A 24,030-nucleotide genomic window follows, 5' to 3' on the forward strand; every position below is an offset into this window, starting at 1 on the left:
CTGACAAGCATGAGGGGAAGTTATGGATTTTTACCAATTTTATACTGGACATTGTTTCGACGCCCACAAGTTTTTGGGTGCCCATTTGACGGCAGACGGCGCGGTGTTTCGGACCTTTGCGCCGGCGGCAGATAAAATCGATCTGCGCCTGTGGCAGGAAGACGGCGAAAAAACGGTGCCGATGCACGAAATTTACGACGGCAATTTTTACGAATGCGAGGTCGCCGGAGCGGCGCCTGGCGACTACTACGCCTACGAAATTTATCACAACGGCAGCTGCGTCGAGCACTGTGATCCCTACGGCTTCGGCATGGAGCTGCGGCCGGGACACCGCTCGGTGATCCGGGATCTCGGCGCCTACACCTTTAAGGATCAAAAATGGATCGCCGGGCGAGACGACGGTATGTCCAAGCCGGAAAACATTTACGAAATGCACCTGGGCTCTTGGCGCAAGAAGGGGGACGCGCCCGACGGTGACTGGTACACCTACGAAGAAATTGCCGGGCCGCTGATCGCTTATCTCGTGCAGTCCGGCTACAACGCGGTGGAATTTCTGCCGCTGTCGGAACACCCGGCAGACGTCAGCTGGGGCTACCAGAACACGGGCTTCTTCGCGCCGACGAGCCGCTACGGTGAAGCGGCGGGCCTGATGGCGCTGGTGGACGAGCTGCACCAGCACGACATCGCCGTGATCATGGACTTCGTGCCGGTGCATTTCGCGGTGGACGACTACGGCCTGGCCAATTACGACGGGACGCCGCTGTACGAATACCCTAATCAGGACGTGGGGAACAGCGAATGGGGGAGCAAAAACTTCATCCATTCCCGCGGCGAGGTCTGCAGCTTCCTTCAGTCGGCGGCCAATTATTGGCTGGAAACCTACCATTTTGACGGCCTCAGGATGGACGCGATCTCGCGTATCATTTACTGGCAGGGCGACGAAGCCCGCGGCGTGAATTACAACGCGGTGGATTTCATCAAGACGATGAATAAAGGGCTCAAGGCGCGCCATCCCAGCTGCGTGCTGATGGCGGAAGACTCTACGAATTTTGAAAAGGTGACCGCGCCGGTGGATGAAGGCGGTCTCGGCTTCGACTACAAATGGGATCTGGGCTGGATGCACGACACCCTCTCGTTTTTCCAATCCTCGCCGGAGCAGCGCCTCGGCCGGTACCACAAGCTCACCTTCTCGATGATGTACTACTACAACGAGCACTACCTGCTGCCCTATTCCCACGACGAGGTGGTGCACGGCAAGGCGACGATCCTTCAGAAAATGAACGGGGACTACGACGGCAAATTCCCCCAGGCCCGGGCGATGTACGCCTACATGATCGCCCATCCGGGGAAGAAATTGAATTTCATGGGCAACGAGATCGGCCATTTCAGAGAATGGGACGAAAAGCGGGAGCAGGACTGGAACCTGCTGGAATTCCCGATTCACGAAGCCTTCTACCACTATATCTGCGACCTCAACCATTTGTATTTAAATCATCCGGCGCTTCACGCGAAGGACTACGACCGGGACGGCTTTGAATGGACCCAGGTTCACGGCGAAGACCGGACGGTCTACGGATTTGAACGCCGCGGAGGGGGCGAAACGATCCTCGCGCTGTTCAACTTCAGCGACAAGGGACACAGCGAAGTGCTGCCCGGCACGCTTGCGGACTACGAGCTGTTGATTCACAGCAACGACGAAAAATACGGCGGCGCTGTTGAAAATCCAAAACACTGCTTGAGCGTTCAAAATGGCAAAGTGGTCTGCGCCCTGGCGCCGTTTTCGGGCATTCTGTTTTTGAAGAAGAATAAGTAAAATCCTGATCGATCAAACAATCAACATCTTTACTGCATTCACAGTAAGGATGTTTTTTCTTGCAAAGCCATAAATATGATTTAAATCGTATTCGTTTTCAATATTAAGTGAAAATTGTCAGGCGCATTTAGTCAAATGACACAATCTGTCTATGTTCCTTTTCTTAAGCTGAAATTAAAATAAAAATAACACAACAGTTAGAGTAAAAAATTGTTTAAGAGAGGGGAAGATTGCTATGGAAAAACAGGGGAGACTATTCGTCTTAACGGCTTTTTTAGGCCTATTGCTGGTGATTGGCGCGCTGCCGTCGCGCGTTTCGGCGGCTGGCGGCGCGGATAAAACGTCCAATTTTCACGCGGTGATCACGTCTCAGTCGGATACGTGGTCCAATGGCGTGACGGCGACCTACTCGGTCGATTACACGATTGATCAAGGATCTATGAGTGAAGGGGATTACGTAATCGTCTCGATCCCGCAAAACATTGTCTCGGATGTGGATTGGGCGGTTTCGTCCCAGCACTTCAGTCAGGTTGTGGACCTTAAAAATGGTCAGTATAAACTCGTTTTCGGTGCGGGTGCTCAATCATCGCTAAGCGGCTCTTTCGCAATGAATTTGACGATGAAAAACGATACAGATACGTCGAAATCCGGAACGATCTCGATCGGCGGCGCAGCTAAGACGCTGACGGTCAATCCAAGCTCGTCCTCATCCGGGACAGTAGGGGAAGAGACGCGTGCGATCGATAAGGATGTCAACGATACGGATGTAGCTTACAGCGGATACGATTATTCGGACGGCAGGGGCAACAACGCGAAACAAATCGGCATCATTAATTCCTCGACAGATGGTGTCTACACATACCGTCTGTTCGTCAACAAGAAAAAAACAAACATGGCTAACGTGACGGTCAGTGACACGCTGCCTGGCGGAATGCATTTTTTGAATCAGACGCCAACTGTCGAATATTACGAAAGTGGAAGCGCATCTGAGACAGTCGATCCGAGCTTGTATCAGCTCACATGCGTCGGTGACAAGCTGACGTTTACTTATCCTGGCGCATTGAGCCGCTGCATTCAGATCAGTTACAAGGTCAGCGTGGATGACACGAAAAATGCAAAGTACACCAATTCCGCATCGATCGATTACACGGAAAATGGCAAGGCCTATTCCGAACACGTGGGTTATGTGCTCCAAGGAAAGAAGTACAGTGCAGTTAATGGTGAAAAACAGGTCAATAAGACCGAAATCACCAATGCGAACCAAGATCAGCAGGTGATGTATTCGTTTAAATTTTGGAACAATAAGGTCACGGAAGCTAGAAAAATTAATTTTAGTGACACTTTGGATTCCCATGTGCGGTTTGATGGTGCTGTGAGCAGCGATTATTTTTCGATTACACAGGATGCGCAAAATCCTCATGTGATTCACGTCACAAACAAACTGGATCTTCCCGCCGATAAAACGTTTTACGCGCGTTTTTTTGTTAATATGAGCGGCGTTCCGGCGGGTTACACGGTGATGAACACAGCCGGCGGCAACACGGTCTACACCACCAAAAAAGCTGAAGTGGCATTAACAGCCACCAAGACCCTCAACGGTAAGGCGCCTGGAAAAGACAACATCTATCAGTTTGAATTGTGCGACAGCAGGGGCAAGGTGCTGCAAACCAAAATAAACGGTGCCGACGGAAGAATCGCCTTCGACCCAATAGAATACGGTCTCAGTGATGTCGGAAAGACTTTCGATTACACAGTTAGAGAAAAACAAGGTGCCGACACGAAAACGACTTACGATTCGTCGGTTTACCAGGTGAGTGTAAAAGTCGCTCAAGATGGAAAAGAGCAGCCGATTACGACCACAACGACAATTGTGAAAAAAGGACAAAAAGATCAGCCAGGTCAGTCGGTTGAGAGCATGACTTTCGCCAATAGTCAAGAGCTGGCACCCGCGACGGCGTCGATCACGGCTGTCAAGAGCTTGAGCGGGCGTGCGCTTAAGAACGGCGAATTCAGCTTTACCTTGACAGCACAGGACAAGGCTCCGATGCCAGAAGGTGCAAAGGATAGCAAACTCACCGTCACCAACGACGGGACGGCTGTCAATTTTGGAAAGATTATCTACAATAAAGCCGGGTCTTACACGTATACGATTAAAGAAAATAGCGGAGACCTCGGTGGCGTTACTTACGATACAAGTGAAAGAACCGTTACGGTGAATGTGAACGAAGATACGCAAAAGGGTACTTTGAACGCTGTTGTCAATGGCGCAGGATCGGCGGCGACTTTTTCCAACACTTATAAGGCTAGACCTGCGACAGCTGATATCACAGCGCAGAAGACACTGACCGGCCGTTCGCTTAAGAGTGGCGAATTCAGCTTTACTTTAACAGCGAATGATAACGCGCCGATGCCGTCAGGTGCTAAAGAGGGTAAACTCACGGTTAAAAATAACGGTTCATCTGTCGATTTCGGCAGCATCACTTACGACAAAGCGGGCACCTATACTTATGCAATTCAGGAAGAAAAAGGCAGCCTCGGCGGCGTAGGGTATGACGGCAGCATTAAAACGGTGACGGTTACGGTCACCGACGACGGCTTGGGTCAGCTGAAAGCGGCGGTTTCCGGCGACGGCAAAGACGCGATCTTTAGAAATACCTATCAGACCGGCACCGTGAACGCGTCGATCACAGCCGTGAAATCACTTGAAGGCCGAACGCTTAAGCCTCATGAGTTCAGCTTTACGCTGACCGGGGATAATCACGCTCCGATGCCCAAAGATGCAAAAGACGGCAAACTCACAGTCAAAAACAACGGCGCAGCAGTCGATTTCGGCAGCATTACTTACGACAAAGCGGGCACTTATAATTACACAATTCAGGAAGAAAAAGGCAGCCTCGGCGGCGTGACCTACGACGGCAGCACCAAGACGGTCAAAGTCACCGTGGCTGATCGCGGCGACGGGACGCTGAGTGCGACAGTTGACGGTGCGGGCAGCAGCGCGACCTTTAAAAACATATACGCGCCGAAGCCCATAGCGACATCTTTCTTTGCAGATAAAGTTTTGACCGGCCGCACATTAAAAGACGGCGAATTCAGCTTTACCATTTCCGCGGCAGCCGGTACCCCGATGCCAGATAAAACCACGGCTGTCAACAAAGCGGACGGTACCATCGATTTTGGAAAGGTCACGTTCGATCAAGCCGGCACCTACACCTACGCTATTAAAGAAAATGGAGGCCAGGTCAAAGGCGTGACATACGATAGCAGTGTTAAAAACATCGTCGCCGAAGTCACCGATGACGGCAGCGGCCAGCTTCAGGTGAAAGTGACCGGAAATGGCAAGGCAGCTACGTTTAAAAATACTTATCAGGCGGCCGGTGCAGCGATTGTCAAAGGGCAGAAGACCGTCAACGGCAAGGCCTCAGGGAATTTGAGTGGCTTCACCTTTACACTGACGCCGATTAACGCCCAAGGCGTCGGCATCGGTGAGCCGATGAAGGCGGTCACGGCGGCCGACGGCAGCTTTGTCTTTGATGCGATTCAATACGAGCTCAATGACGTCGGCACTTATGATTACTTGCTGGATGAAACGAACCTGCCACAGGGTTATCAAAAAGATTTCCAGCCGAAACGGGTCAGAATCACCGTGACGGACAATGGCGACGGAACGCTCAAGACCGTTGTCGCAGATATGCCAAAAGACGGCCTGATGTTTAACAATACGCACAAGACGACTCATGTGGCACCGATCGTTCCGACGGTTGGCAAAGTCGTCAAGACGGGCGATACGACCAATATCATTGGATGGATGGTCTTAGCCCTTGCCGCCAGTGTGGGATTGGTGATGATAAACAAAAAACGTGAAATCAAAAAATAACCCCGTCATGTGATAAAATACCTGATCATAGAAAGACGCCTCCGGTTTGAATCGGAAGCGTCTTTTTAATGTGAAAGCTTATCTTGGGTTTGCAGGATTCGGTACATGAGATTTGGCGATATGCACAATCATATTATCCAGCGACCAGTCCATGAGTTTTTGACAATTGGCGACGATGTCTTCCGGTGAGGTTCCAGATTCATCGTCGATGTAGTGCAGAATGATCTCGACAAAAATATACTGGTAATAGCGCGTCACGAGAGCGGTGTCTTCCTCGCAGAGTACCACACGGTTGCGGTGAGCGCAGGTTTCAACTGCAGGCCGCAAAATGAATGCGGCAGCATTTTCTAAAGCTTTTTTAAAATCAAAAAAAAATTTTGAATGGTAAATGTGCTTAAATTTAATGCGCTCTTTCTGAATGAATGTGAGCACATGATTCCATCCTTGAGACCAATTGATGAGATCGGTACAATCATTAATTTGCTTGTCCAGTACTTCGTGGATATAGATGGAAAAGAAGTCGACGATATCGTCGAAATAGTAGTAAAATGATTGCCGACTCACGCCAGCTATTTGACAAATTTGATGAATCGTCATGTGATCTAAAGAATGGGTTTGAATCAATTTGTCAAAAGCAGCGAGTAGGCGGGTGCGTACATCCTTTGCCAAAATCTCTCTCCTTTTCAAATTGTCTTGAATACAGCAGCATTTTGTTCATAAAAGTAGACGTTTATGAACAGTGATTTTTGCCGCCTAATCCGGAAAATTTTCCAGGTATTTCCTTGATTTTCATGTTATTTTTACTTATTTAAATTTTATCACCACAAATTATAAAGGTCTACTTTTTTAACACGTCATGAAGTTATTTATAAAATGAATAAAAAAATAAAAAGGCTCATAATATAATTTGAGCCTTTCGTTTTTGTCGTTACTGACGTTCTTTGACTTTTTCATTCAAGAAGAACAAGCCGATTTTTTTGCCGCCGAAGGTTTCCATTAATTGAACCATGCGGTTGGCGTTGACTTCTTCTTCGCCCTGTTCGTGGACGAACCACTGGAGGAATTCAACCGTCCGGTAATCGTGGACGTCCCGAGCAGCGGTCATGATGTCGTTGATGCAGCCGGTAATGTATTGTTCGTGACCCAGTGCCGCTTTAACCGGTTCGAGAAAATCGTTGAAAGTGACATCAGGCGCGTCGATTTGTCCCAGCTTGACGGTCTGGCCGTTTTCGTGAAGATAGCGGTAGAATTTCATCGCGTGTTCTTCTTCTTCCTGCGCCTGTTTTTCGTACCAGGCTGCATACCCGTCCAGACCGTGTTCGTCGAAATACGCTGCGATTTGGAGATACAAATATGCAGAATAATATTCTTTTGTGATCTGGTCATTCAGCATGGTATAAACTTTTTTATCCAAAATCAAGGCCCCCTTTTATGTCTTAAATTTAACCGTATTATACCAAATTCGTTGTCATTTTTCAATGTGATGGCGTATAATACAAATGTAAAGCACACACATTATTTGTGTAAAATTTAAAAGAAAAAGGGGGAGCAGTACAATGCATCACGCGTATATTTTCATGGCCGACGGGATGGAGGAAACGGAATGCCTAACCATTGTGGATCTGCTGCGGCGTGGCGGCGTCGACGTTACGACGGTGTCCGTGATGAAGGACAAGACCGTGCACTCATCTCACGGTGTAGATATTAAGGCAGACAAGAAATTTAAAAAGGTCGATTTTTCAGACGCGGATCTTTTGTTTCTGCCGGGCGGCGGGCTCGGGGTTCAAAATCTATACGCCCACAAGGGCCTGCGCAAGCTCTTAAAATCTGCGGATCTCGAAAAGACCTATCTCGGTGCGGTTTGTGCGGGGCCGTCAGTGCTTGGCAAACTTGGGATATTAAAGGGCTATCACGTGACCTGTTATCCGGGATTTGAGGATCAGCTCAAAGGGGCGGACGCCACAGGCGAAGGAATCTGCGTCGACCGCCACATTGTCACGGGGATCGGTTTGGGCTATTGCGTCGACCTCGGGCTGAAGCTCGTCGCGCTGTTAGAGGGGCAGGCGGTCAGTGACAAGGTCAAGGCCAAGATCCAGCATCCGGAATGTGTCGGCCGCATCGAAATTCATTAAGATTTGTGAAGGATTAGGGCTCAGCACTTGAGCAATTCTCTCTTTTTATATATAATGAAGCTGTATCTTTATAGATTTTTAACAGAGAGATTCAGATAAGAAAGAGAGATTATGAAAACAAAACGGAGTATCCAAACAAAATGGCTGATCACGATTGTGATCGCCTTGATGACGGTCATGCTCGTCAGCCTGTTCTGCCTGATGCGTGTGCACGCCGAGCCGGATAGCCAGTCGAGTCAAGATTTAACCCAGTCTGTCACCGTCGAACAGAAAAAGGACGGCGATTCAGATTACAAGGTTACCTTCAAAATCAATTCGGACGCCGCGAAGGCAGGAGATTATTTTACGGTCACGCTGCCGGACGGGCTGACGATTAAGAATCAGGACAATTTGAGCCTGACGCCCTCAGCGGACGACAAGACCCAGTCCGCGTCGGTCAAGGTTCAAGGGAAAACCGTGACAGTCACCCTGACGGATTACGCGGCATCCCACTACGATCTGTCGGGGAGCCTCACCTTCAAGAACGCCCAGGGCGGCGCGCCGTCCACAGAAGGCACCCTCTCGGGGACGGCCTACGGGACGCTGTCGATTCAGAACACCGCGTCCGACGACGACAGTCTCGGCGTGTCAGGCGCGCAGCTTGTCATCAAAAACAAGAGCGACGGCTCGGTGGCTGCGACGGTGAAAACAGACGGCAGCGGCAAGGCCGAAGCGAATCAGCTCAAGGCCGGGGATTACACGGTCGAAACGCAGACCGCGGCTGCGGGTTATGAAAAATCCGAGACGGCCGACGTCACAATCAAATCGGTCGAAACGCAGACGTTAGTTATCGCGTCTGATCCTCAAAAGGTCGACATCAAGGTCAACCGGATCTGGGACGACAGCGACGATCAGGATGGCGTCCGCCCCAAGACGATCAAGCTCGCGCTCTACGCCGAAGGCAGCAGCGACCCGGTCGACGAAACGTCCATTTCAGCCGGTGAAGGCTGGACCACCGCTTTCAGCGTCCGCAAATACGGCGCGGACGGCAAGGCGATCCGCTACACGGTGAAAGAAGCGAGCGTGACGGATTACGATTTGTCGCAGATGGGCAGCATGGAAGGCGGCTTCCTTCTGATTCACAAGCACACGCCGGACACGATTGACATCCCGGTGCGGATCACCTGGACCGATCACAAAAACCGCTACGACGACCGCCCAAGCGCTGTGGTCGTAACCCTGCTCAAAAACGGCGAACCGGCCGACAGCCAAATCGTGATTGCCAATTCGTCCGGACAGTGGAAGACGATGTTTGAAGCCGTCGACGAATACGAAAAGGGTGAAAAGATTCAATACACCGTCACCGAAAACAAATTGACGGGCTACAGCACAAAAATTGACGGGACGAAAATTTCCAATTGCTTGAAAACCGAAGCGCAGGATCAGCAGATGGCGGACGAAGCCAAGCGTCAGCAGCAGAGCATCACGTTCTTAAAGGCGATGGTGCGCCACCCGTTTCAAACCCTATGGTCCTGGCTGAAGTCTTTGTTTTAAATAAGAGGTGAACAACATGGCATTGCCGATGAATCGTTTTTTAACGGCACAGGAACGGGATTACCCGACCGCGCTGAAGGAAATTCAGGCGGGGCGCAAGCAAAGCCATTGGATGTGGTACATCTTTCCGCAGATCGCGGGGCTTGGTTTCAGCGCCAAATCTCAGTTTTACGCCATCGCCGACATGGCGGAGGCGAAGGCTTATCTGGAGCAGCCGGTGCTGCGCGCCCATCTGATTGAAATTTCAGAGGCGCTGTTGAAGCTCGACACCGACGACGCCAGACAGGTGATGGGCTTTCCTGACGATTTGAAACTGCGTTCATCGATGACGCTGTTCCATCTGACTGAACCGAGCATCGGCGTGTTTCAACAGGTGCTCGACAAATATTACGGCGGCGAGATGGATCAGCAGACCATTGACATTTTAGGCATTAAGCAAGACGAAGACCCTGAGCTCGAAGCCGAACAGGAGGCAGAGGAAGCTCAGGAAGAAAAGGATAAAGTGTAATTTAACGGATCACAAAGCGTTCTGCTTCTGGTTTCTGATGCGTACAGCGCGGGGGAGGCCGGAAGCTTTTTTAAGGTCAAAATTAAAATCAATCAAAACGGATGGAACGATGAGAAAGAAACGACACAAACAATTAGGGATGACGGCGGTGCTGTTGGCGGCGCTTTTGGCGCTGACCGGCTGCGGCACGAGCTTCGGCACGTCGAGCGAACCGGTCAGCCGCCAGGTCATCGCGATGACGACCGTCATGAATTTGAAGGCCTACGGCAAAAACGCCGAGAAGGGGCTCGACGACGGCGAAAAGGAAATCAATCGGCTGGACAAGCTGCTCTCGGTGGGCTCGGACACGAGCGAGGTCAGTAAGCTCAATACCGCCGGAGGCGGCACCGTCTCCTCGGATCTCGACACGCTGCTCCAAAAATCCCTCTCGGTTTACCGTTCCACCGGCGGCGCCTTCGACATTACGGTTTACCCGTTGATGAAGCTGTGGGGATTCACCGAGGTGTACAGCGAGTCCGGCGAGCTCGACCAGGACAAGAAGCGGGACATTCCGACGTCGTCGGCCATCACCCAGACCCTCGCCAACGTCGGCGCGGACAAGCTCAGCTACGACGCGAAGACGAAGCGTCTGAGCCTGCCGGCGGGAACGCAGATCGATTTCGGTGGTATCGCGAAGGGCTACACCTCTCAGCGCATCGTCGATCTGATGAAAAAGGACGGCGTGACGGCGGGCAACATTGAGCTCGGCGGCAACGTCCAGGTCTTCGGGAAAAAGCCGGACGGCTCGCCCTGGACCATCGGCCTGACCGATCCGAACAAGACCAGCCGGACCATGGGGGTGCTCACGCTGACAGAGGGCCGCGCGGTGGTGACCTCCGGCGGCTACGAGCGCTACATCACCGGCAAGGACGGGAAAAAATATCACCACATTCTCGATCCGAAGACTGGGTACCCGGCAAACGGCGGCATCAAATCAGTGACCATCGTCTGCAAGGACGGCACGACGGCCGACGCCCTGTCCACGGCGATGTTCGTGTTGGGCAAGAAGAAGGCCATCGCCTATTGGAAAAATCACGCAAAAGATTTCGAGATGATTCTGCTGGACGACGACAACACGCTGTGGGTGACCTCGGGCCTCAAGGGGCAGGTCGAATCCATGCGGTACACGATGAAAACCATCAAAAGGGGGAAAGCATGAGTTTATTAGAGGAGAGTGGACGGGAAAAACCGAAGGCCAACGGGTTGGCCCTGCTGCCGATTCTCGTTTTCTTAGTTTTGTATTTGGGCAGCGGCATCTATTTTGAGTACATCCACCCGATCAGGGGGAAGATGGGCTTTTACATCATGTCGGTTGTCGTGGCCTTTGGCATCGCGCTGATTGTCGCCTTCATTCAGAATCCGAAGCTGCCCTTCAGCGAAAAGATCCACGTCTGCGCCCAGGGCATCGGCGACGACAACATCACGATCATGCTGTTCATCTTTCTGCTGGCGGGGGCCTTCAGCGGCATCGCGCAGGCGGCGGGCGGCGTGACGTCCACCGCGAACATGCTGCTCAACATTGTGCCGGCGCGTTTTGCTGTGCCGGGGCTCTTCGTCATCGCCTGTCTGATTTCGATGGCCATGGGGACAAGCGTCGGGACGATCACCGTGCTGGTTCCCATCGCGGCGTCGGTGGCCCACACCGCGGGATTGGATTTGGCGGTCTGCGTCGGCACCGTGGTCGGCGGCGCGATGTTCGGCGACAACCTGTCCTTCATTTCGGACACGACGATCGCGGCGACTCAGACCCAAGGCGTCGAGATGAAGGATAAATTCAAGGTGAACTTCAAAATTGCGCTGCCGGCGGCCATTGCGACACTGGTCATTACGGCGCTTCTGACCTTCCGCGGCGCGCCGAGCAGCCTCGGCCATTATCCCTTCCGGGTCGGGCTGGCGCTGCCCTATTTCGCGGTGCTGGTTGCGGCCCTGCTCGGCGTCAACGTGTTCGTCGTCCTCGGGGCGGGGATCGTGCTCTTTCTCATCGCCGGCGCCTGCTGCGGCACCCTGACCTACGTCAAAGCTTTCTCGGCGATGGGCACCGGGACGAGCGGCATGTTCGAGACGATGATCGTCACGATTCTCGTCGCGTCCATTGCGGCGCTGATGCGCGAGTACGGCGGGTTTGAGGCGATCCTGCAGTGGATCCGCAATCATTTCAACGGCCGGCGGGGCGGCATGTTCGGCATCGCCCTTTTGACCGGACTGATGGACATCGCGACGGCCAACAACACGGTGGCCATCGTCGTCGCCGCGCCGATTGCGAAGCACATCTCAGAGGAATACGGCGTCGATCCGCGGGTGACGGCGTCCCTTCTCGATACTTGCTCGTGTATTTTCCAGGGCATCATTCCCTACGGGGCGCAGCTGTTGATTGCGGCAGGCCTTTCCGGCCTTTCCAGCGTCGCCATCATTCCGTATCTGTATTACCCGTTCTTCCTGATGGTCTGCGTCGTGCTCTCGATCGTCTTCACCGGCAGGGGCCGAGCGGCCAAACAGGCGTAAAAAAATACGAAGATCCGATTTGGATCTTCGTATTGATTTTTTAACGCGATTATTTTTTGGCTTTGCCCTGATTGGCGACCGCGTTGATTTTTGCAGCGATGACGTCAGGATCGCCGATGTATTCCTTGGAAATGAATTTGCCTTCGTCGTCGAGGGTGTAAACCAACGGCACACCGGTCGGGATGTTGAAGCCGAGGATTTCGTCTTCGCTCATGCCTTCAAGCGACATCGCGAGGGCGCGCAGGGAGTTGCCGTGTGCGGCGATCAGCACGCGTTTGCCGGCGAGCATCTGCGGCAGGATGGTTTCGTTGTAGTAAGGCATGACGCGGTCGATGGTCAGCTTTAAGCTTTCGCCCAGCGGCAGGTCTTCCTTTGGGACGCTGCGGTACTGTTCCTGAAGGGCTGGATTTCTCGGATCGTCTTCCTTCAAAAGCGGTGGGGTGGTAGCGAAGGAACGGCGCCAGATCTTCACCTGATCTTCACCGTATTTCGCGGCAGTGTCGCTCTTGTTGAGGCCCTGCAGTGCGCCGTAGTGGCGTTCGTTTAAGCGCCAGGTTTTGTAAACCGGCAGCCAGCAGCGGTCCAGGCTTGTCAGTGCGAGATCCAGAGTGTGGATGGCGCGTTTCAGATAAGATGTGTAGCAGACATCGAAATCAAATCCGGCTTCCTTGAGTGCCTTGCCGGCGTCTGCCGCTTCCTGGCGGCCCTGATCGGACAGTTCAGCATCGTGCCAGCCGCAGAATTTGTTTTCCTTGTTGTATTCGCTCTGGCCGTGGCGCAGAAGAACCAATTTCATCGTCATGGATATTACCTCTCATTCATAAAATATAAAATTCAGCGATTAAACTATCTTTTGTTGTTATTGTAGCCAAAGGGAAAGTTTTCGTCAAGAAGAAACGACAGCGGGTTCAGCGCTGCTGCCCCTCAAATTGTAAGCATTTAAAAGGAGGACCTATGTTTTTAATGATCGGCGTCACCGATGGGCAGAAGGCACTGCCTTACCACCAGACGGGCGTCTGTCCGCGGTGCGGGCAGTTCACCGCCTACGAGGTGTGGATGACCTACACCCAGCTGCTTTTGTTTTTCATTCCGTGCTTCAAATGGCACCGGCAGTATTTCGTCCGGATGCGCTGCTGCGGCGCGGTTTACGCCCTCGATCCGGAGGTCGGCCGGCGCATCGCGCGGGGCGAGGACGTCACCATTCGGCCTGAGGATCTTCATGAAATGGTCGGATCAGACGGCGGCGGCTTCCGCCGGGGGCCGCGGCACCGCTGCGCCTTCTGCGGGTACGAAACGGACGAGGACTTCGCCTACTGTCCAAAATGCGGCCGCCGGTTTGAAGATTAAATTTGAAGATTAAAGGAAATGCAGCTCGAGCAAATGGGCGAAAGCGATTGGCTGCGGCGCATTCTGACAGGTCAACGTCAGGGTGCGCTTTTTTAGGTTGGCCGAAAGGATCCGGCCCCGGCGGTGCCGGACGTAGCCGGTCTCCCCGGCGAAGGGCTCGAAGTAGGCCAGCGCGGCGGGGACGCCGTCTGACGGATGGGCGCTCAGCCGCTCAAAAAGCGTCTTGAGGGCGGTGCCCAGGGCTTCGGCCGCGTCGTCGGAGAGCTCCGGACAGGGGGCGGCCGCGTGGACGGCCTCGCGGGTCCTCAGGGCTGCGTCGTAGGTGGTCAGCGCCGCGAAGGGCGCGAAAATTTTGGCGCGGTTTGCCGTGGACATCGGCGGGTGGCGGCGGCTGAAGGCGTCGCCCTCGTGCCGAGGCGCGCCCTGGCGCATCAGCTGTTTTCGGTTCATGCGCGGTGGCCTCCAATCTCTTCGTTGCGGGTCAGGGTTCTGGCGTTTTCGAGCAGGTCCATCCCGCGGAACAGCGCGTTTTTGCCGTAGCGCTTCCGGACCGCGACAAAGGCCTGCTGCAGTGCGTGCTCCCGCTTTTCGCCGGCGGGGTCGTCCCAGAAATTGCACTGCACGACAGCCGACGCCTTCGGGATCACGCGGTTGGCGGTTAGCGTGATCCGGCGCACCGGCAGGTCGGGGTCGGCAATCTGCTCGAACAGACGCAGAACGCCCGGAACGATTTTGGAGGTCAGCGCTGTCGGGCCGCCGAGGTCGACGCTGCCGTGGGCGCTTTTGGGCACCTTTCGGCCGTAATGGTCGATGTGGATCAGGCCGCAGTAATGGCCGCCGTCGAGAGCGGTGTGGTCGAAGCCGACGTGCAGCGTGACAGATGGGGTCACGAGCCTCTTTTCGACGAGGGCGAGGGCCAGCTGGTCGGCCATTTCCCGGACGATCAAGGCCGCGTCCTTGTGAGGGTAGGGCTTGGGCAGCACCTGGCCGGAGCCCAGGGAGTGGTCCCGCGGGCAGTAGGCCTTGATGTCGGCCATCGTGCAGGGCTCAATCCCCCAGGCGTGGTCGATCAAAATCTGGGCGTCGACGCCGAACAGCTGGTAGAGCAGCTCCTCGTTGTTTCTGGACATCTCAGCGATATCGCCCATCGTCGTCATGCGGTATCGGGCCAGCTTTTTCGAGATGCCCGGGCCGATGCGCCAGAAATCGGTGAGGGGCTTGTGGTCCCAGAGGGTCTGGCAGTAGGCGCGCTCGTCGAGCTCGGCGATGCGCATGCCCTTGGCGTCGCCTGCGAGGTGCTTGGCGACAATGTCCATCGCGATTTTGGCGAGGTACAGGTTGGTGCCGATGCCGGCGGTGGCGGTGATGCCCGTTGCGTCGTAGACGTTTTGAATCAAATGCTCGGCCAGCTCCCGGGGGTTCATCGCCAATGTCTTTAAGTAAGGGGCCGCGTCGATGAAGACCTCGTCGATGGAGTAGACGTGGATATCCGTCGGCGACAGGGTCCTCAGGTAGATGCCGTAAATCTGCGAGGACACCTCGACGTAGCGGCGCATCTGCGGCGGCGCGATGAGAAAAGGAATTTTCCGGCCGAGCTTTTTCTCTACATAGGCGATCTGCTGCTTGACCTCAAACAGCCGCGGCCGGCTGCTGACGCCGAGGGCCTTCAGCGCTGGAGAGACGGCGAGGCAGATGGTCTTGTCCGTCCGGGTCTCGTCGGCGACGACAAGGCGGGCCTTCAGCGGGTCGAGGCCCCGCTGCACACATTCCACAGACGCGTAAAAGGATTTGAGATCGATGCAGAGATAGGCGGGTTTCATCCTTTTCCTCCATAATGAATATCAATGAATGAATATTGTCAGGAGCAGTCCATATTCGCGAAAAACCGGGCGTTGGGCACGAGCGGCACCCGCAGGTCCCAGCCCAGGCGGGTCATTTCCTGAAGCTTGATCAGCACGAGGTTGACGTCGGTGCGCATGATTTTGGCCATTTCGACGACGTCCCGGCCGTCCCGGGCGAGCTCGTAGACCTGATCCTGATCTAAAAGCAGGTGCGCCGCGAAGGCATTGGCCTCGTACTCGGTGTGGTCCACTGTGTCAAACAGGGAATTTTCGCTGAGGGCTTCTCCTTTAGCCAGAGCGCGGTGGAGCTGGTCGTGGCCCAGCTCGTGGGCGAGGACCATCCGACGCAGATCCTCCGAGAGGGAGGGGTTGATCAAAATGATGCGGTGGCGCCAGCGCACGGTGTACATGCCGAGGAGCTCGTCGAGATCGGGCACTTCGTAGAGCCGGATGCCGAGCTTTTGAATGATCAGCTCCAGGCGGCGGTTGCCGTACTGGCGGATAAAATGCTGGGCGCGCCGGTAGATGCCGGAGGAATCAATCATCGTCTTCTACCTTCCGACCCCGCCGCCTTCTGCCGTATTTTCGATTGTCTTCTTTGCAGTCGAAATAGGCCTTCTGCAGCGCGATCATCACCGCGTCCTTGTCCCGTTCCGAAAGCTCGCCGCCGGCGAACAAGCCGGAGAGCTCGGCAACCAGTTCTTCGGCCTGGCGCTTGCCCCGGCTGCCGTAGCGTCTGGCCGATTCCTCGACGAAGACCTCGTCCTCGGTCAGCAGGTAGTTCAGGGAACAGTTCAGGGTTTTGGCCAGGCGGCGGTAGATGTCCCGGTTTCTCGGGTAGCGGCCTTCCTGTTCGTAGCCAATGTAGGTGCGTCTGGAAATGCCGGCGCCTTCGGCCGCTTCGGCCTGGGTCATGGCGGCGCGGTGCCGCATTTTTTTCAGTTTTTCTCCAAATTTCATTTCATCGCCTCAATTCGTGTAAATAGTAGTGCAATTGAATTGCATAATGCAATTTAGTTGCACTTATTCTACACGCATCGGACCGCATCTGTCAAGGGGGTAGACGAAAAAAGTCTTAAGAAAAATTTGGGCTTGTTTCCATATAATGCGCCTAGATTATAAAAATAAAGAAAAATTTTTGGAGGATAGCATGAACAGAAAACCTGTTGAACTTAAAGATATCGCCGGCAAAATCGTGGAAGAGCTGCCCAAGGGCATTTTGCTGACGACGAAGACGGCCGACAAAGTCGACACGATGACGATTGGCTGGGGGACCCTCGGGATCGAATGGGGCAAGCCGGTGTTTGCCGCCTACATCCGCGAAGGCCGTTTCACCCGCGGTCAGCTGGACAAGAACCCGGTCTTTACCGTGAACATTCCGACGGCACGCACCGCCGATGTCCGGAAGATCGTCGGCCGCTGCGGCTCCTGCTCCGGGCGCGACGTCGACAAAATTGCCGACACCGGCTTGACTCTCGTCGACGGCGAAAAAGTGGACGCGCCGGCCGTGAAGGAACTACCGCTGACCCTGGAATGCCGGATCGTCTTCAGACAGCGCCAGGAACTTGACGTCATCGATTCTCAATTCGACGGCTTCTACCCGCCGGACAAGGACAGCATGGTCTGCGGCGCGAACAAAGACGCCCACATCGCGTATTACGGCGAAATCGTCGACGCGTACATCATCGAAGACTAATAAAAAAATCCGCTGAATTTACTCAGCGGATCTTTTTTTGTTCAGCCATTGGGGCTTGAGCTCGGAGATCAGGACGGAGATGAAGATCACGGCGAAGCCGGTGAGCAGCCGCGGCGTCAGGCGTTCGCCGTAGAAAAGGACGGAGAACAATACGCCAAACACGGCCTCGAGACAGAGAATGATCGAGGCCGAAGTCGTGTTTTCGTGCTTGAGGCCGAAATTCTGGCAGAGGTAGGCCAAGCCGGAGGCGAACAGCGCCAAGTAAATCAGCTCGCCGAGGCAGGACGCCGGAATGTGGGCGGGCCAAGTTTCGGTGAAGAAGGCGCAGATCCAACAGAAGATAGCCGCGAAGGCGAACTGCATGATCGTGATCAGGGTGACGTCGATGGTCTGGCTGTAGTGGGCGGAGGCGATGATGTTCAGCGCGAAAAATACCCCGCAGACCAAAGTCAGGCCGTCGCCCCAGCTGACCGTGAACTGGCGCGTCAGGCTGACGAGGCCGACGCCGAGAATGCACAGGAAAACGGCGACGATGTTGGCGCGGTCCGGGCGGATTTTTTCGATGGCCCAGGACAAAAATGGAACAAAGACGCAGTAGGTGGCGGACAGGAAGGAGTTCTTGGCCGGCGTCGTGCCCTTCAGGCCGATCGTCTGGAAGGCGTAGGCCAGACAGAAGGTCGCGGCGATGACGAAACCCGCCTTTAAATCGGCAGGCTTGAGCTTGGCCACCCGCTTGCGGAAGATGAGGGACAACAGCGCCGTGGCGATGGTGAAGCGCAGCGCCAATAGGTAAAAGGTGGGAAAGACGGCGACGACGCGTTTCATCAAAAAGAAGGACGAGCCCCAGATGATGGCCGCGGCGAAAAGGGCCAGCTGCGGCAGCAGATGCGGGTGCTTTTGAGTGAGCTTTGACATAAGACCTCCAGAATCCAAAATAAGTTACAAATTTAGAGCAGTGTCGTTATTATATCACAACGATTTTCGTTTTCAAAAGGCAAATGACGGCTTTAAAACTGCGGCTAAAAAGGCTATAATGGTCACATCGAGATTGTGATTTTAGAGAAGAAGGAGACGAGCGATGGCGTACATGGCGTTGTACCGGAAATACCGGCCCAAATCATTCGACGAAGTGGTCGGCCAGGAAGTGGCCATTCGGATATTGAAGAACCAGATTACGAGCGGCCGAATTGGCCACGCCTACCTGCTCACCGGCATCCGGGGGACGGGCAAGACGACGATTGCCAAAATTTTTGCCCGGGCGATCAACTGCCCGAACAATCAGGACGGCAATCCGTGCAACGTCTGCGAAACCTGCCGGGAAATCGAACAGCCCGGCGTCATGGACATCATCGAAATCGACGCGGCCTCCAACCGCGGCGTCGACGAAATCCGGGACATTCGGGAAAAGGTCAAATACCCGCCGACCCTCGGGCGCTACAAGGTCTACATCATCGACGAAGTCCACATGCTGACCCGGGAGGCCTTCAACGCGTTGCTCAAAACCCTTGAAGAGCCGCCGGCACACGTCGTCTTCATTCTCGCGACGACCGAGCCCAACAAGCTGCCGATGACCATTCTCTCGCGCTGCCAGCGCTTCGACATCCGGCCGATCAGCCAGGAAGCCATTGTCGACAGAATGGCCGAAATCTTAGAGGATCTCGACGTTCAGGTCGAGCCGGAAGCGCTGCAGTTTATCGCGGCCCGCGGAGATCACTCGATGCGCGACGCGTTGAGCATCCTCGACCAGGTCATCGACCTGCGGGAAGACGGCCGGCCGATCACTTACAGTCAGGTTTTGGATTTCCTCGGCATGGCCGACCAGCAGACGATTCGCCAGCTCATCGCCCACATTGCGGAGCAGGACGCGGCGTCGGCGCTGACCCTGCTCAAGACGCTGAAGGCGCGCGGGCGGGACGCGGCGTTGATTCTCGACCAGATGATTGACGCCGTGCATCAAGCCCTTATCGTCCAGACCACCGGCGAAACCGCGATGGCCATTCTCGGCATCGGACAGGGCGATTACGACACGCTTCTGGCGACGGCCCAGCTGACGGGCGGCGGCCAGCTGTTCGATATCATGGACGTTTTAATCGACGCCAAAGAAAAGCTCAAGTACAACGACGTGGCGGAAATCGTGTTGGAAATGACGGTGCTGAAGCTGTGTACCGCGCAGACACGCCGCGCGGCGGATCCAGCGCCAGCGGTTAAAAGGACAGTTGATACTGCGCCGCCGCGTCAGCCGGCGGTAAAACCGGCCCCGAGCCCTCAACCGAAGGTGACGCCGGCCGCACCGCAGAAGCCCGCTGTTCAGACAGCGGCGCCGGCCCCGGAAGCGTGCCCAAAACAAAATGCTGCCGCGGCTCCGAAGGCTCAGGCGGCACCCCGACAGGCAAAACCGGCAGCCGCGCCGAAACAAGGCGGCGCCGACGCCCAGACCCTCAAGAAAAAAATGACCGCGGCCTTGAAAAAGAAGGCGCCGCTGGACGGCAAGATGTTCGAAAAGGGGCGGCTGATCCAAAAGGACGCGGATCATTTCGAATTGTGCTTTTTCGAGGACAGCGGCGACAGGATGGCCTGTGACCGGTGCACCCGCTCCCAGGCGAAGCTTGAAAAGCTGGCGGGCGACATCGTTGGCCGGAAGGTTCAGCTGACAATCAAAAGTGTAAAAAAAAACTTTAGTGAGATGAGCCTCGCTGAAAAGACGGCGGCGATCGTCGGCAATGTGCCCATCGTCCGCAAATAAAAGAATATTTACAAAAAATGATGAAGTCTTGAACATAAACATGGTATAATGAAAAGGAACATCAAAGGAGAAATCAATGGGAAAAATGAAAAGACGTGCGCCACGGGGCGGCGGCAAGATGAATCAGAAAAATATGATGAAGCAGCTCCAGAAAATGCAGAGCGAAATGGCCCAGGCCCAGGCGAATCTTGAAGAACAGGAAGTTCAGGGAACCGCCGGCGGCGGCGCCGTGACCGTGACAATGGACGGCGCGAAGCGCGTCAAAGCCGTGCACATCGATCCGGACGTCATCGACGAAGACGATATCGAAATGCTCGAAGACCTGATCGTCGCAGCGGTCAACGAAGCGGGCACACAGGTCGACGCCCTGACCAGCGATCAGATGGGGCAACTGACCCAAGGCATCAACATTCCGGGGTTGTCCTGATTGAGTGTTTATCCAGAATCGATCGACCGGCTGGTCGGCGAGCTGACGAAGCTGCCGGGCATCGGCGAAAAGACGGCACAGCGGCTGGCCTTTCACCTGATTGACGCTCCGAAGGACGACATCACCGCATTGGCGGACGCCCTGGTCGCAGTCAAGGACAAGGTGCATCTGTGTCCGGTCTGCTTTTCCATTACGGATAAGGACACCTGCGACATTTGTTCTGATCCAAACCGGGACCGCTCAGTGATCTGCGTGGTCGAGCACACCCGCGATGTCTACGCGATTGAGCGCACCCGCGAGTACAACGGCCTGTATCACGTGCTGCACGGCGTCATTTCGCCGCTGGAGGGCGTCGGTCCTCAGGATATTCGGGCGCGGGAGCTGATCAAGCGGCTCAACGACCAAGCGGTGAAGGAAGTGATCATGGCGACCAATCCGACGCCGGAGGGCGAAGCCACCGCGGTTTATTTAAGCAATTTGATTACGCCGGCGGGCATTCAGGTGACCCGGCTGGCAAAGGGCATTCCCATCGGCGCTGATGTGGAATACACGGATGAAGTGACATTGATCAAGGCCTTTGAAGGCCGCAAACAGATATAACGAATAATTGAACAATTGAGGGAGGTTTACACGATGTTGAAAAAAGGAATTAACGCGTCGCCGGGGATTGCCATCGCCCGGGCGATCGTTTACGTCAAGCAGGAACTGACGGTGGTTCAGCAGTCGATTGACGACGTTCAGGCGGAACTGGACCGCTTTAACGCCGCAGTGGCAAAGAGCAAGGATCAGCTCAATACGCTGAAGGAAAAAACCGCCAGCGAAATGAGCGAGGAAGAAGCGGCGATTTTCGACGCCCACAGCATGTTCCTCGAAGACCCTGAATTTGTCGGTGCGATCACCCAGGCGGTCGAAAACGACAAAATCAACGCGGAAGCGGCGACGAAAGCCGTCGTCGATCAGTTCTACGCGATGTTTGACGCGATGGACGACCCGTATTTTAAAGGGCGTGCCGCGGACATCCAGGATGTCGGCGACCGGCTGCTGCGCAATCTGATGGGCATCGAAATTATGGATATTTCCCATCTGGACGAAGACGCCGTCATCGTCGCGGAAGACCTGGCACCGTCTGACACGGCGACGATGGACAAGGTCCACGTCAAGGGCTTTGCGACCGACATCGGCAGCCGCACCTCCCATACCGCGATCATGGCCAGAAGCTTGGAAATCCCGGCGATCCTCGGCCTTCAGGACATTACCAAGACGGCGAAGACCGGTGAAATCATCATCGTCGACGGCAGCACCGGTGAAGCGATCGTCGACCCGACCGACGAAGAACTGGCCGAATACAAAGAAAAACAAAAGGCCTTCGAAGCCTACATGGCCGAATTGGCTGAACTCAAGGATCAGGACGCGGAAACCACAGATGGCCACAAGGTCAAAGTCGTGGCCAACATCGGCAGCCCAAAGGATGTCGAAGGGGTCGTCCGCAACGGCGGCAAGGGCGTCGGCCTGTACCGCAGTGAATTCTTATATATGAATTCCGACGACATGCCGACGGAAGACAAGCAGTTCGCCGCGTACAAAACCGTCATCGAACAATTCAAGGACGGCGAAGGCGTCATCATTAGAACCCTGGATATCGGCGGCGACAAAAAACTGCCGTACCTGCCGTTAGAAGAAGAAATGAACCCGTTCCTGGGGCTCAGAGCTATCCGTCTGTGCCTCTCCAAGCCGGACATGTTCAAGACGCAGCTTAGGGCGATTCTGAGAGCCTCAGCCTTTGGCAAGACCCGCGTCATGTTCCCGATGATCGGCAACGTCGGCGAAGTGCGCCAGGCCAAGGCCATTCTCAAGGAATGCATGCAGGAGCTGGACGCAGAAGGCGTCGATTACGATCACAACCTCGAAACGGGGATCATGGTGGAAATTCCGTCTGCGGCGATTACCGCGGATATCATCGCCGACGAAGTCGACTTCTTCTCCATCGGGACCAACGATTTGTGCCAGTACACCCTGGCGGTGGACCGCATGAACCAGAACGTCTCTTACCTGTACGATCCGCTGCACCCGGCAATCCTGCGGCTGGTGAAAAATGTCATCACCCAGTCTCACAACAAGCCGGGGAAATTCACCGGGATGTGCGGCGAAATGGCTGGCGATCCGGTGGCGGCGCTGATTCTGCTCGGGCTTGGACTCGACGAATTCTCGATGAGCGCGTCGTCCATTCCGCAGGTGAAGAAGATTATCCGTTCTGTCAGCTTCGAACAGGCAAAGGCCGTCGCTGACAAGGCGATGACGATGCAGACTGGCGCGGAAATCCGCCAGTACGTTCAGGATACGCTGAAGGAACTTGGCATCCAGACCATGTAATGTGAAGCATCACGAAAGGGGAAAAGCGCATGAAAAGAAAACAAGTAACAGTGACCAATAAGGCAGGGCTTCACGCGAGAGCGGCGTCGATCTTTGTCTCGGAAGCGGGACAGTTTGAATCCGATATCGACGTCATTTACGGCGACACCCGGCTCAACGCGAAGAGCATTATGGGGCTCATGTCCGGCGGCATCGGCCAGGGGACGACGATTACGATCGAAGCCAACGGCGACGACGAAGACGAAGCGGTTGACACGCTGGTGGAACTGGTCGAAAGCGGCTTCGAAGAAGAAGAATAATTCCTTTGAATGCTCGACTGGCCTAAAGCGGCAATTAAGATTGGCATTCTAAAATTTTTTAAAGACTATACTTCAAGGAGAATTGCAATGGCTAACAAAGAATCTTATTTCATCGGTGGTATATTCGCGGGTGCTGTGATCGGCGCGGCGGCAGCGCTGCTTTTCGCCCCATCGACGGGTGATGATTTGCGGACCAGTATCGCGAGCGGCGCGAAGGAAAGATGGGACGACCTGCACGATCAGGTGAAGGAATACGGCCACAGCCTGAAAAACCAGATTCAGGACGCGACTGACACATTGACCGACCGCGTCAATCAATACCGCAGCGAAATCGAAGATAAAATCAACGATATCGAACAGGATGTCGATGACGAATTTGACGATTTCGAAGAAGAATTCAACGATGTACTTCAGGACGACGAAGACGCCTCCGAAGCGGAAGCAGATTCGGACGAAGAAGAGGCGGCCGAATGAATCAGATGATACCGCTGTCGGCTGTTTTTTGGATCATCATCGCCGTTTCGATTCTCTTCCTGGTCGTTTATTTGATCGGGCTGATCGTCGAAACGCGCAGGACGATGGAAAAAATCAACAGCCTGCTGGACGACAATGCAGAAAAAATCACGAATATTATTGACAACGCGGACGCGATGGTCACCGACGCCAAGACCTCAGTGGATACGGTCAAGGAAGGCGTGATCGAGCCCCTCAGCGACACCCTGACGAAGCTTCAGAGCGTCTTCGGGCGGAGTAAGAAAAAGCGCCGTGTCGGTCTGCCCAAGCGGAAGAAAAAGACAAGTGCCAAATAATTTAAGCTTTCAGCACAACAGAGCTGCGGAAATCCCGCAGCTTTTTTTGTGAGAAAATTTGATAAAATGCGGCAAATCATGGCCTTTTGCATAA

Annotated in this window: 24 protein-coding genes; 16 read left to right on the forward strand and 8 right to left on the reverse strand. The window is 54.5% G+C overall.

Annotated elements, in window-relative coordinates; all coding sequences use genetic code 11:
* Window positions 1-22 precede the first annotated feature (22 nt).
* Both glgB and QZX60_RS00680 read left to right on the forward strand, forming a co-directional pair.
* On the forward strand, window positions 23-1,813 hold the full coding sequence (glgB, locus tag QZX60_RS00675) for a 1,4-alpha-glucan branching protein GlgB (RefSeq protein WP_295360246.1): 1,791 nt from the start codon (window positions 23-25) through the stop codon (window positions 1,811-1,813).
* Between the two features lie 235 nt (window positions 1,814-2,048).
* Entirely contained in the window at window positions 2,049-5,690 is a 3,642-nt protein-coding gene (locus tag QZX60_RS00680) for a Spy0128 family protein (protein ID WP_295360249.1), read from the forward strand.
* A gap of 78 nt (window positions 5,691-5,768) precedes the next feature.
* Here QZX60_RS00680 and QZX60_RS00685 read toward each other — a convergent pair whose 3' ends face one another.
* A complete protein-coding gene (locus QZX60_RS00685; protein ID WP_295360251.1) occupies window positions 5,769-6,359 on the reverse strand; it encodes a TetR/AcrR family transcriptional regulator in 591 nt (196 codons plus the stop codon).
* 259 nt (window positions 6,360-6,618) lie between these two features.
* A complete protein-coding gene (locus QZX60_RS00690) occupies window positions 6,619-7,104 on the reverse strand; it encodes a ferritin (protein WP_295360254.1) in 486 nt (161 codons plus the stop codon).
* A gap of 142 nt (window positions 7,105-7,246) precedes the next feature.
* Between QZX60_RS00690 and QZX60_RS00695 the strand changes: the two genes are divergently transcribed.
* The 5 genes from QZX60_RS00695 (at window position 7,247) to QZX60_RS00715 (ending at window position 12,404) form a co-directional block, all read left to right on the forward strand.
* Window positions 7,247-7,822, forward strand: coding sequence for a DJ-1 family glyoxalase III (locus QZX60_RS00695; RefSeq protein WP_295360257.1), 576 nt, complete (start codon window positions 7,247-7,249; stop codon window positions 7,820-7,822).
* A gap of 111 nt (window positions 7,823-7,933) precedes the next feature.
* Complete coding sequence (locus QZX60_RS00700) at window positions 7,934-9,355, forward strand: Cna B-type domain-containing protein (protein WP_295360260.1); 1,422 nt, start codon at window positions 7,934-7,936, stop codon at window positions 9,353-9,355.
* A 28-nt stretch (window positions 9,356-9,383) separates the two neighbouring features.
* Window positions 9,384-9,863, forward strand: coding sequence for a DUF1810 domain-containing protein (locus QZX60_RS00705; RefSeq protein ID WP_295360263.1), 480 nt, complete (start codon window positions 9,384-9,386; stop codon window positions 9,861-9,863).
* Between the two features lie 109 nt (window positions 9,864-9,972).
* A complete protein-coding gene (locus QZX60_RS00710) occupies window positions 9,973-11,061 on the forward strand; it encodes an FAD:protein FMN transferase (protein ID WP_295360266.1) in 1,089 nt (362 codons plus the stop codon).
* Window positions 11,058-12,404: a Na+/H+ antiporter NhaC family protein gene (locus QZX60_RS00715; RefSeq protein WP_295360269.1), complete on the forward strand. Its 1,347-nt coding sequence runs from the start codon at window positions 11,058-11,060 to the stop codon at window positions 12,402-12,404. The genes QZX60_RS00710 and QZX60_RS00715 overlap by 4 nt, the downstream gene beginning before the upstream one ends.
* Before the next feature lie 49 nt (window positions 12,405-12,453).
* On the opposite strand, the gene gpmA is transcribed toward QZX60_RS00715, so the two are convergent.
* Entirely contained in the window at window positions 12,454-13,200 is a 747-nt protein-coding gene (gene gpmA / locus QZX60_RS00720) for a 2,3-diphosphoglycerate-dependent phosphoglycerate mutase (protein ID WP_363174698.1), read from the reverse strand.
* Window positions 13,201-13,358: 158 nt separating this feature from the next.
* Between gpmA and QZX60_RS00725 the strand changes: the two genes are divergently transcribed.
* A complete protein-coding gene (locus QZX60_RS00725) occupies window positions 13,359-13,751 on the forward strand; it encodes a zinc ribbon domain-containing protein (RefSeq protein WP_295360274.1) in 393 nt (130 codons plus the stop codon).
* 9 nt (window positions 13,752-13,760) lie between these two features.
* On the opposite strand, the gene QZX60_RS00730 is transcribed toward QZX60_RS00725, so the two are convergent.
* From QZX60_RS00730 to QZX60_RS00745, 4 genes are read right to left on the reverse strand one after another with little or no spacing between them, the layout of a single operon-like run.
* On the reverse strand, window positions 13,761-14,201 hold the full coding sequence (locus tag QZX60_RS00730) for a hypothetical protein (RefSeq protein WP_295360277.1): 441 nt from the start codon (window positions 14,199-14,201) through the stop codon (window positions 13,761-13,763).
* Window positions 14,198-15,571, reverse strand: coding sequence for a DNA methylase (locus tag QZX60_RS00735; RefSeq protein ID WP_295360279.1), 1,374 nt, complete (start codon window positions 15,569-15,571; stop codon window positions 14,198-14,200). Before QZX60_RS00735 ends, QZX60_RS00730 begins: the two co-directional genes overlap by 4 nt.
* A 38-nt stretch (window positions 15,572-15,609) precedes the next feature.
* On the reverse strand, window positions 15,610-16,137 hold the full coding sequence (locus tag QZX60_RS00740; RefSeq protein WP_295360281.1) for an ImmA/IrrE family metallo-endopeptidase: 528 nt from the start codon (window positions 16,135-16,137) through the stop codon (window positions 15,610-15,612).
* Window positions 16,130-16,552, reverse strand: a complete 423-nt coding sequence (locus tag QZX60_RS00745; RefSeq protein ID WP_295360284.1) for a helix-turn-helix transcriptional regulator — start codon at window positions 16,550-16,552, stop codon at window positions 16,130-16,132. The genes QZX60_RS00740 and QZX60_RS00745 overlap by 8 nt, the downstream gene beginning before the upstream one ends.
* Window positions 16,553-16,742: 190 nt before the next feature.
* Between QZX60_RS00745 and QZX60_RS00750 the strand changes: the two genes are divergently transcribed.
* Window positions 16,743-17,288 (forward strand): flavin reductase family protein, encoded by a 546-nt coding sequence (locus tag QZX60_RS00750; protein WP_295360286.1) that lies wholly within the window; start codon window positions 16,743-16,745, stop codon window positions 17,286-17,288.
* An 18-nt stretch (window positions 17,289-17,306) separates the two neighbouring features.
* On the opposite strand, the gene QZX60_RS00755 is transcribed toward QZX60_RS00750, so the two are convergent.
* The gene (locus QZX60_RS00755; RefSeq protein WP_295360288.1) at window positions 17,307-18,203 is read right to left on the reverse strand and encodes a DMT family transporter; all 897 of its coding nucleotides are present in this window, start codon (window positions 18,201-18,203) and stop codon (window positions 17,307-17,309) included.
* 163 nt (window positions 18,204-18,366) lie between these two features.
* On the opposite strand from QZX60_RS00755, the gene dnaX reads away from it, so the two are divergent.
* The 7 genes from dnaX to QZX60_RS00790 all read left to right on the forward strand — a co-directional run bounded on the left by dnaX (window position 18,367) and on the right by QZX60_RS00790 (window position 23,936).
* Window positions 18,367-20,031, forward strand: coding sequence for a DNA polymerase III subunit gamma/tau (gene dnaX / locus QZX60_RS00760; protein WP_295360291.1), 1,665 nt, complete (start codon window positions 18,367-18,369; stop codon window positions 20,029-20,031).
* A gap of 85 nt (window positions 20,032-20,116) precedes the next feature.
* Window positions 20,117-20,458: a YbaB/EbfC family nucleoid-associated protein gene (locus QZX60_RS00765; RefSeq protein WP_295360496.1), complete on the forward strand. Its 342-nt coding sequence runs from the start codon at window positions 20,117-20,119 to the stop codon at window positions 20,456-20,458.
* The gene (gene recR, locus QZX60_RS00770; RefSeq protein WP_295360294.1) at window positions 20,459-21,058 is read left to right on the forward strand and encodes a recombination mediator RecR; all 600 of its coding nucleotides are present in this window, start codon (window positions 20,459-20,461) and stop codon (window positions 21,056-21,058) included.
* A 33-nt stretch (window positions 21,059-21,091) separates the two neighbouring features.
* Window positions 21,092-22,828, forward strand: coding sequence for a phosphoenolpyruvate--protein phosphotransferase (gene ptsP / locus QZX60_RS00775; RefSeq protein WP_295360297.1), 1,737 nt, complete (start codon window positions 21,092-21,094; stop codon window positions 22,826-22,828).
* Window positions 22,829-22,857: 29 nt separating this feature from the next.
* Window positions 22,858-23,127 carry an HPr family phosphocarrier protein gene (locus QZX60_RS00780; RefSeq protein ID WP_295360299.1) on the forward strand — a complete coding sequence of 90 codons (270 nt, stop codon included), beginning with the start codon at window positions 22,858-22,860 and terminating at the stop codon, window positions 23,125-23,127.
* A gap of 87 nt (window positions 23,128-23,214) precedes the next feature.
* Window positions 23,215-23,601 carry a YtxH domain-containing protein gene (locus QZX60_RS00785; protein ID WP_295360302.1) on the forward strand — a complete coding sequence of 129 codons (387 nt, stop codon included), beginning with the start codon at window positions 23,215-23,217 and terminating at the stop codon, window positions 23,599-23,601.
* Window positions 23,598-23,936 (forward strand): DUF948 domain-containing protein, encoded by a 339-nt coding sequence (locus tag QZX60_RS00790; RefSeq protein WP_295360304.1) that lies wholly within the window; start codon window positions 23,598-23,600, stop codon window positions 23,934-23,936. The genes QZX60_RS00785 and QZX60_RS00790 overlap by 4 nt, the downstream gene beginning before the upstream one ends.
* Window positions 23,937-24,030: the final 94 nt, after the last annotated feature.

Origin of the sequence: uncultured Pseudoramibacter sp., from assembly GCF_903789625.1 — a bacterium.
Taxonomy (GTDB): Bacteria; Bacillota; Clostridia; order Eubacteriales; family Eubacteriaceae; genus Pseudoramibacter; species Pseudoramibacter fermentans.

Excerpts from the sequence above, each read along its gene's own strand:
- glgB (WP_295360246.1), top strand. The coding sequence starts at position 23 with ATGGATTTTTACCAATTTTATACTGGACATTGTTTCGACGCCCACAAG.
- QZX60_RS00680 (WP_295360249.1), top strand. The coding sequence starts at position 2,049 with ATGGAAAAACAGGGGAGACTATTCGTCTTAACGGCTTTTTTAGGCCTA.
- QZX60_RS00695 (WP_295360257.1), top strand. The coding sequence starts at position 7,247 with ATGCATCACGCGTATATTTTCATGGCCGACGGGATGGAGGAAACGGAA.
- QZX60_RS00700 (WP_295360260.1), top strand. The coding sequence starts at position 7,934 with ATGAAAACAAAACGGAGTATCCAAACAAAATGGCTGATCACGATTGTG.
- QZX60_RS00705 (WP_295360263.1), top strand. The coding sequence starts at position 9,384 with ATGAATCGTTTTTTAACGGCACAGGAACGGGATTACCCGACCGCGCTG.
- QZX60_RS00710 (WP_295360266.1), top strand. The coding sequence starts at position 9,973 with ATGAGAAAGAAACGACACAAACAATTAGGGATGACGGCGGTGCTGTTG.
- QZX60_RS00715 (WP_295360269.1), top strand. The coding sequence starts at position 11,058 with ATGAGTTTATTAGAGGAGAGTGGACGGGAAAAACCGAAGGCCAACGGG.
- gpmA (WP_363174698.1), bottom strand. The coding sequence starts at position 13,200 with ATGAAATTGGTTCTTCTGCGCCACGGCCAGAGCGAATACAACAAGGAA.
- QZX60_RS00725 (WP_295360274.1), top strand. The coding sequence starts at position 13,359 with ATGTTTTTAATGATCGGCGTCACCGATGGGCAGAAGGCACTGCCTTAC.
- QZX60_RS00730 (WP_295360277.1), bottom strand. The coding sequence starts at position 14,201 with ATGAACCGAAAACAGCTGATGCGCCAGGGCGCGCCTCGGCACGAGGGC.
- QZX60_RS00735 (WP_295360279.1), bottom strand. The coding sequence starts at position 15,571 with ATGAAACCCGCCTATCTCTGCATCGATCTCAAATCCTTTTACGCGTCT.
- QZX60_RS00740 (WP_295360281.1), bottom strand. The coding sequence starts at position 16,137 with ATGATTGATTCCTCCGGCATCTACCGGCGCGCCCAGCATTTTATCCGC.
- QZX60_RS00745 (WP_295360284.1), bottom strand. The coding sequence starts at position 16,552 with ATGAAATTTGGAGAAAAACTGAAAAAAATGCGGCACCGCGCCGCCATG.
- QZX60_RS00750 (WP_295360286.1), top strand. The coding sequence starts at position 16,743 with ATGAACAGAAAACCTGTTGAACTTAAAGATATCGCCGGCAAAATCGTG.
- QZX60_RS00755 (WP_295360288.1), bottom strand. The coding sequence starts at position 18,203 with ATGTCAAAGCTCACTCAAAAGCACCCGCATCTGCTGCCGCAGCTGGCC.
- dnaX (WP_295360291.1), top strand. The coding sequence starts at position 18,367 with ATGGCGTACATGGCGTTGTACCGGAAATACCGGCCCAAATCATTCGAC.
- QZX60_RS00765 (WP_295360496.1), top strand. The coding sequence starts at position 20,117 with ATGAAAAGACGTGCGCCACGGGGCGGCGGCAAGATGAATCAGAAAAAT.
- ptsP (WP_295360297.1), top strand. The coding sequence starts at position 21,092 with ATGTTGAAAAAAGGAATTAACGCGTCGCCGGGGATTGCCATCGCCCGG.
- QZX60_RS00780 (WP_295360299.1), top strand. The coding sequence starts at position 22,858 with ATGAAAAGAAAACAAGTAACAGTGACCAATAAGGCAGGGCTTCACGCG.
- QZX60_RS00785 (WP_295360302.1), top strand. The coding sequence starts at position 23,215 with ATGGCTAACAAAGAATCTTATTTCATCGGTGGTATATTCGCGGGTGCT.
- QZX60_RS00790 (WP_295360304.1), top strand. The coding sequence starts at position 23,598 with ATGAATCAGATGATACCGCTGTCGGCTGTTTTTTGGATCATCATCGCC.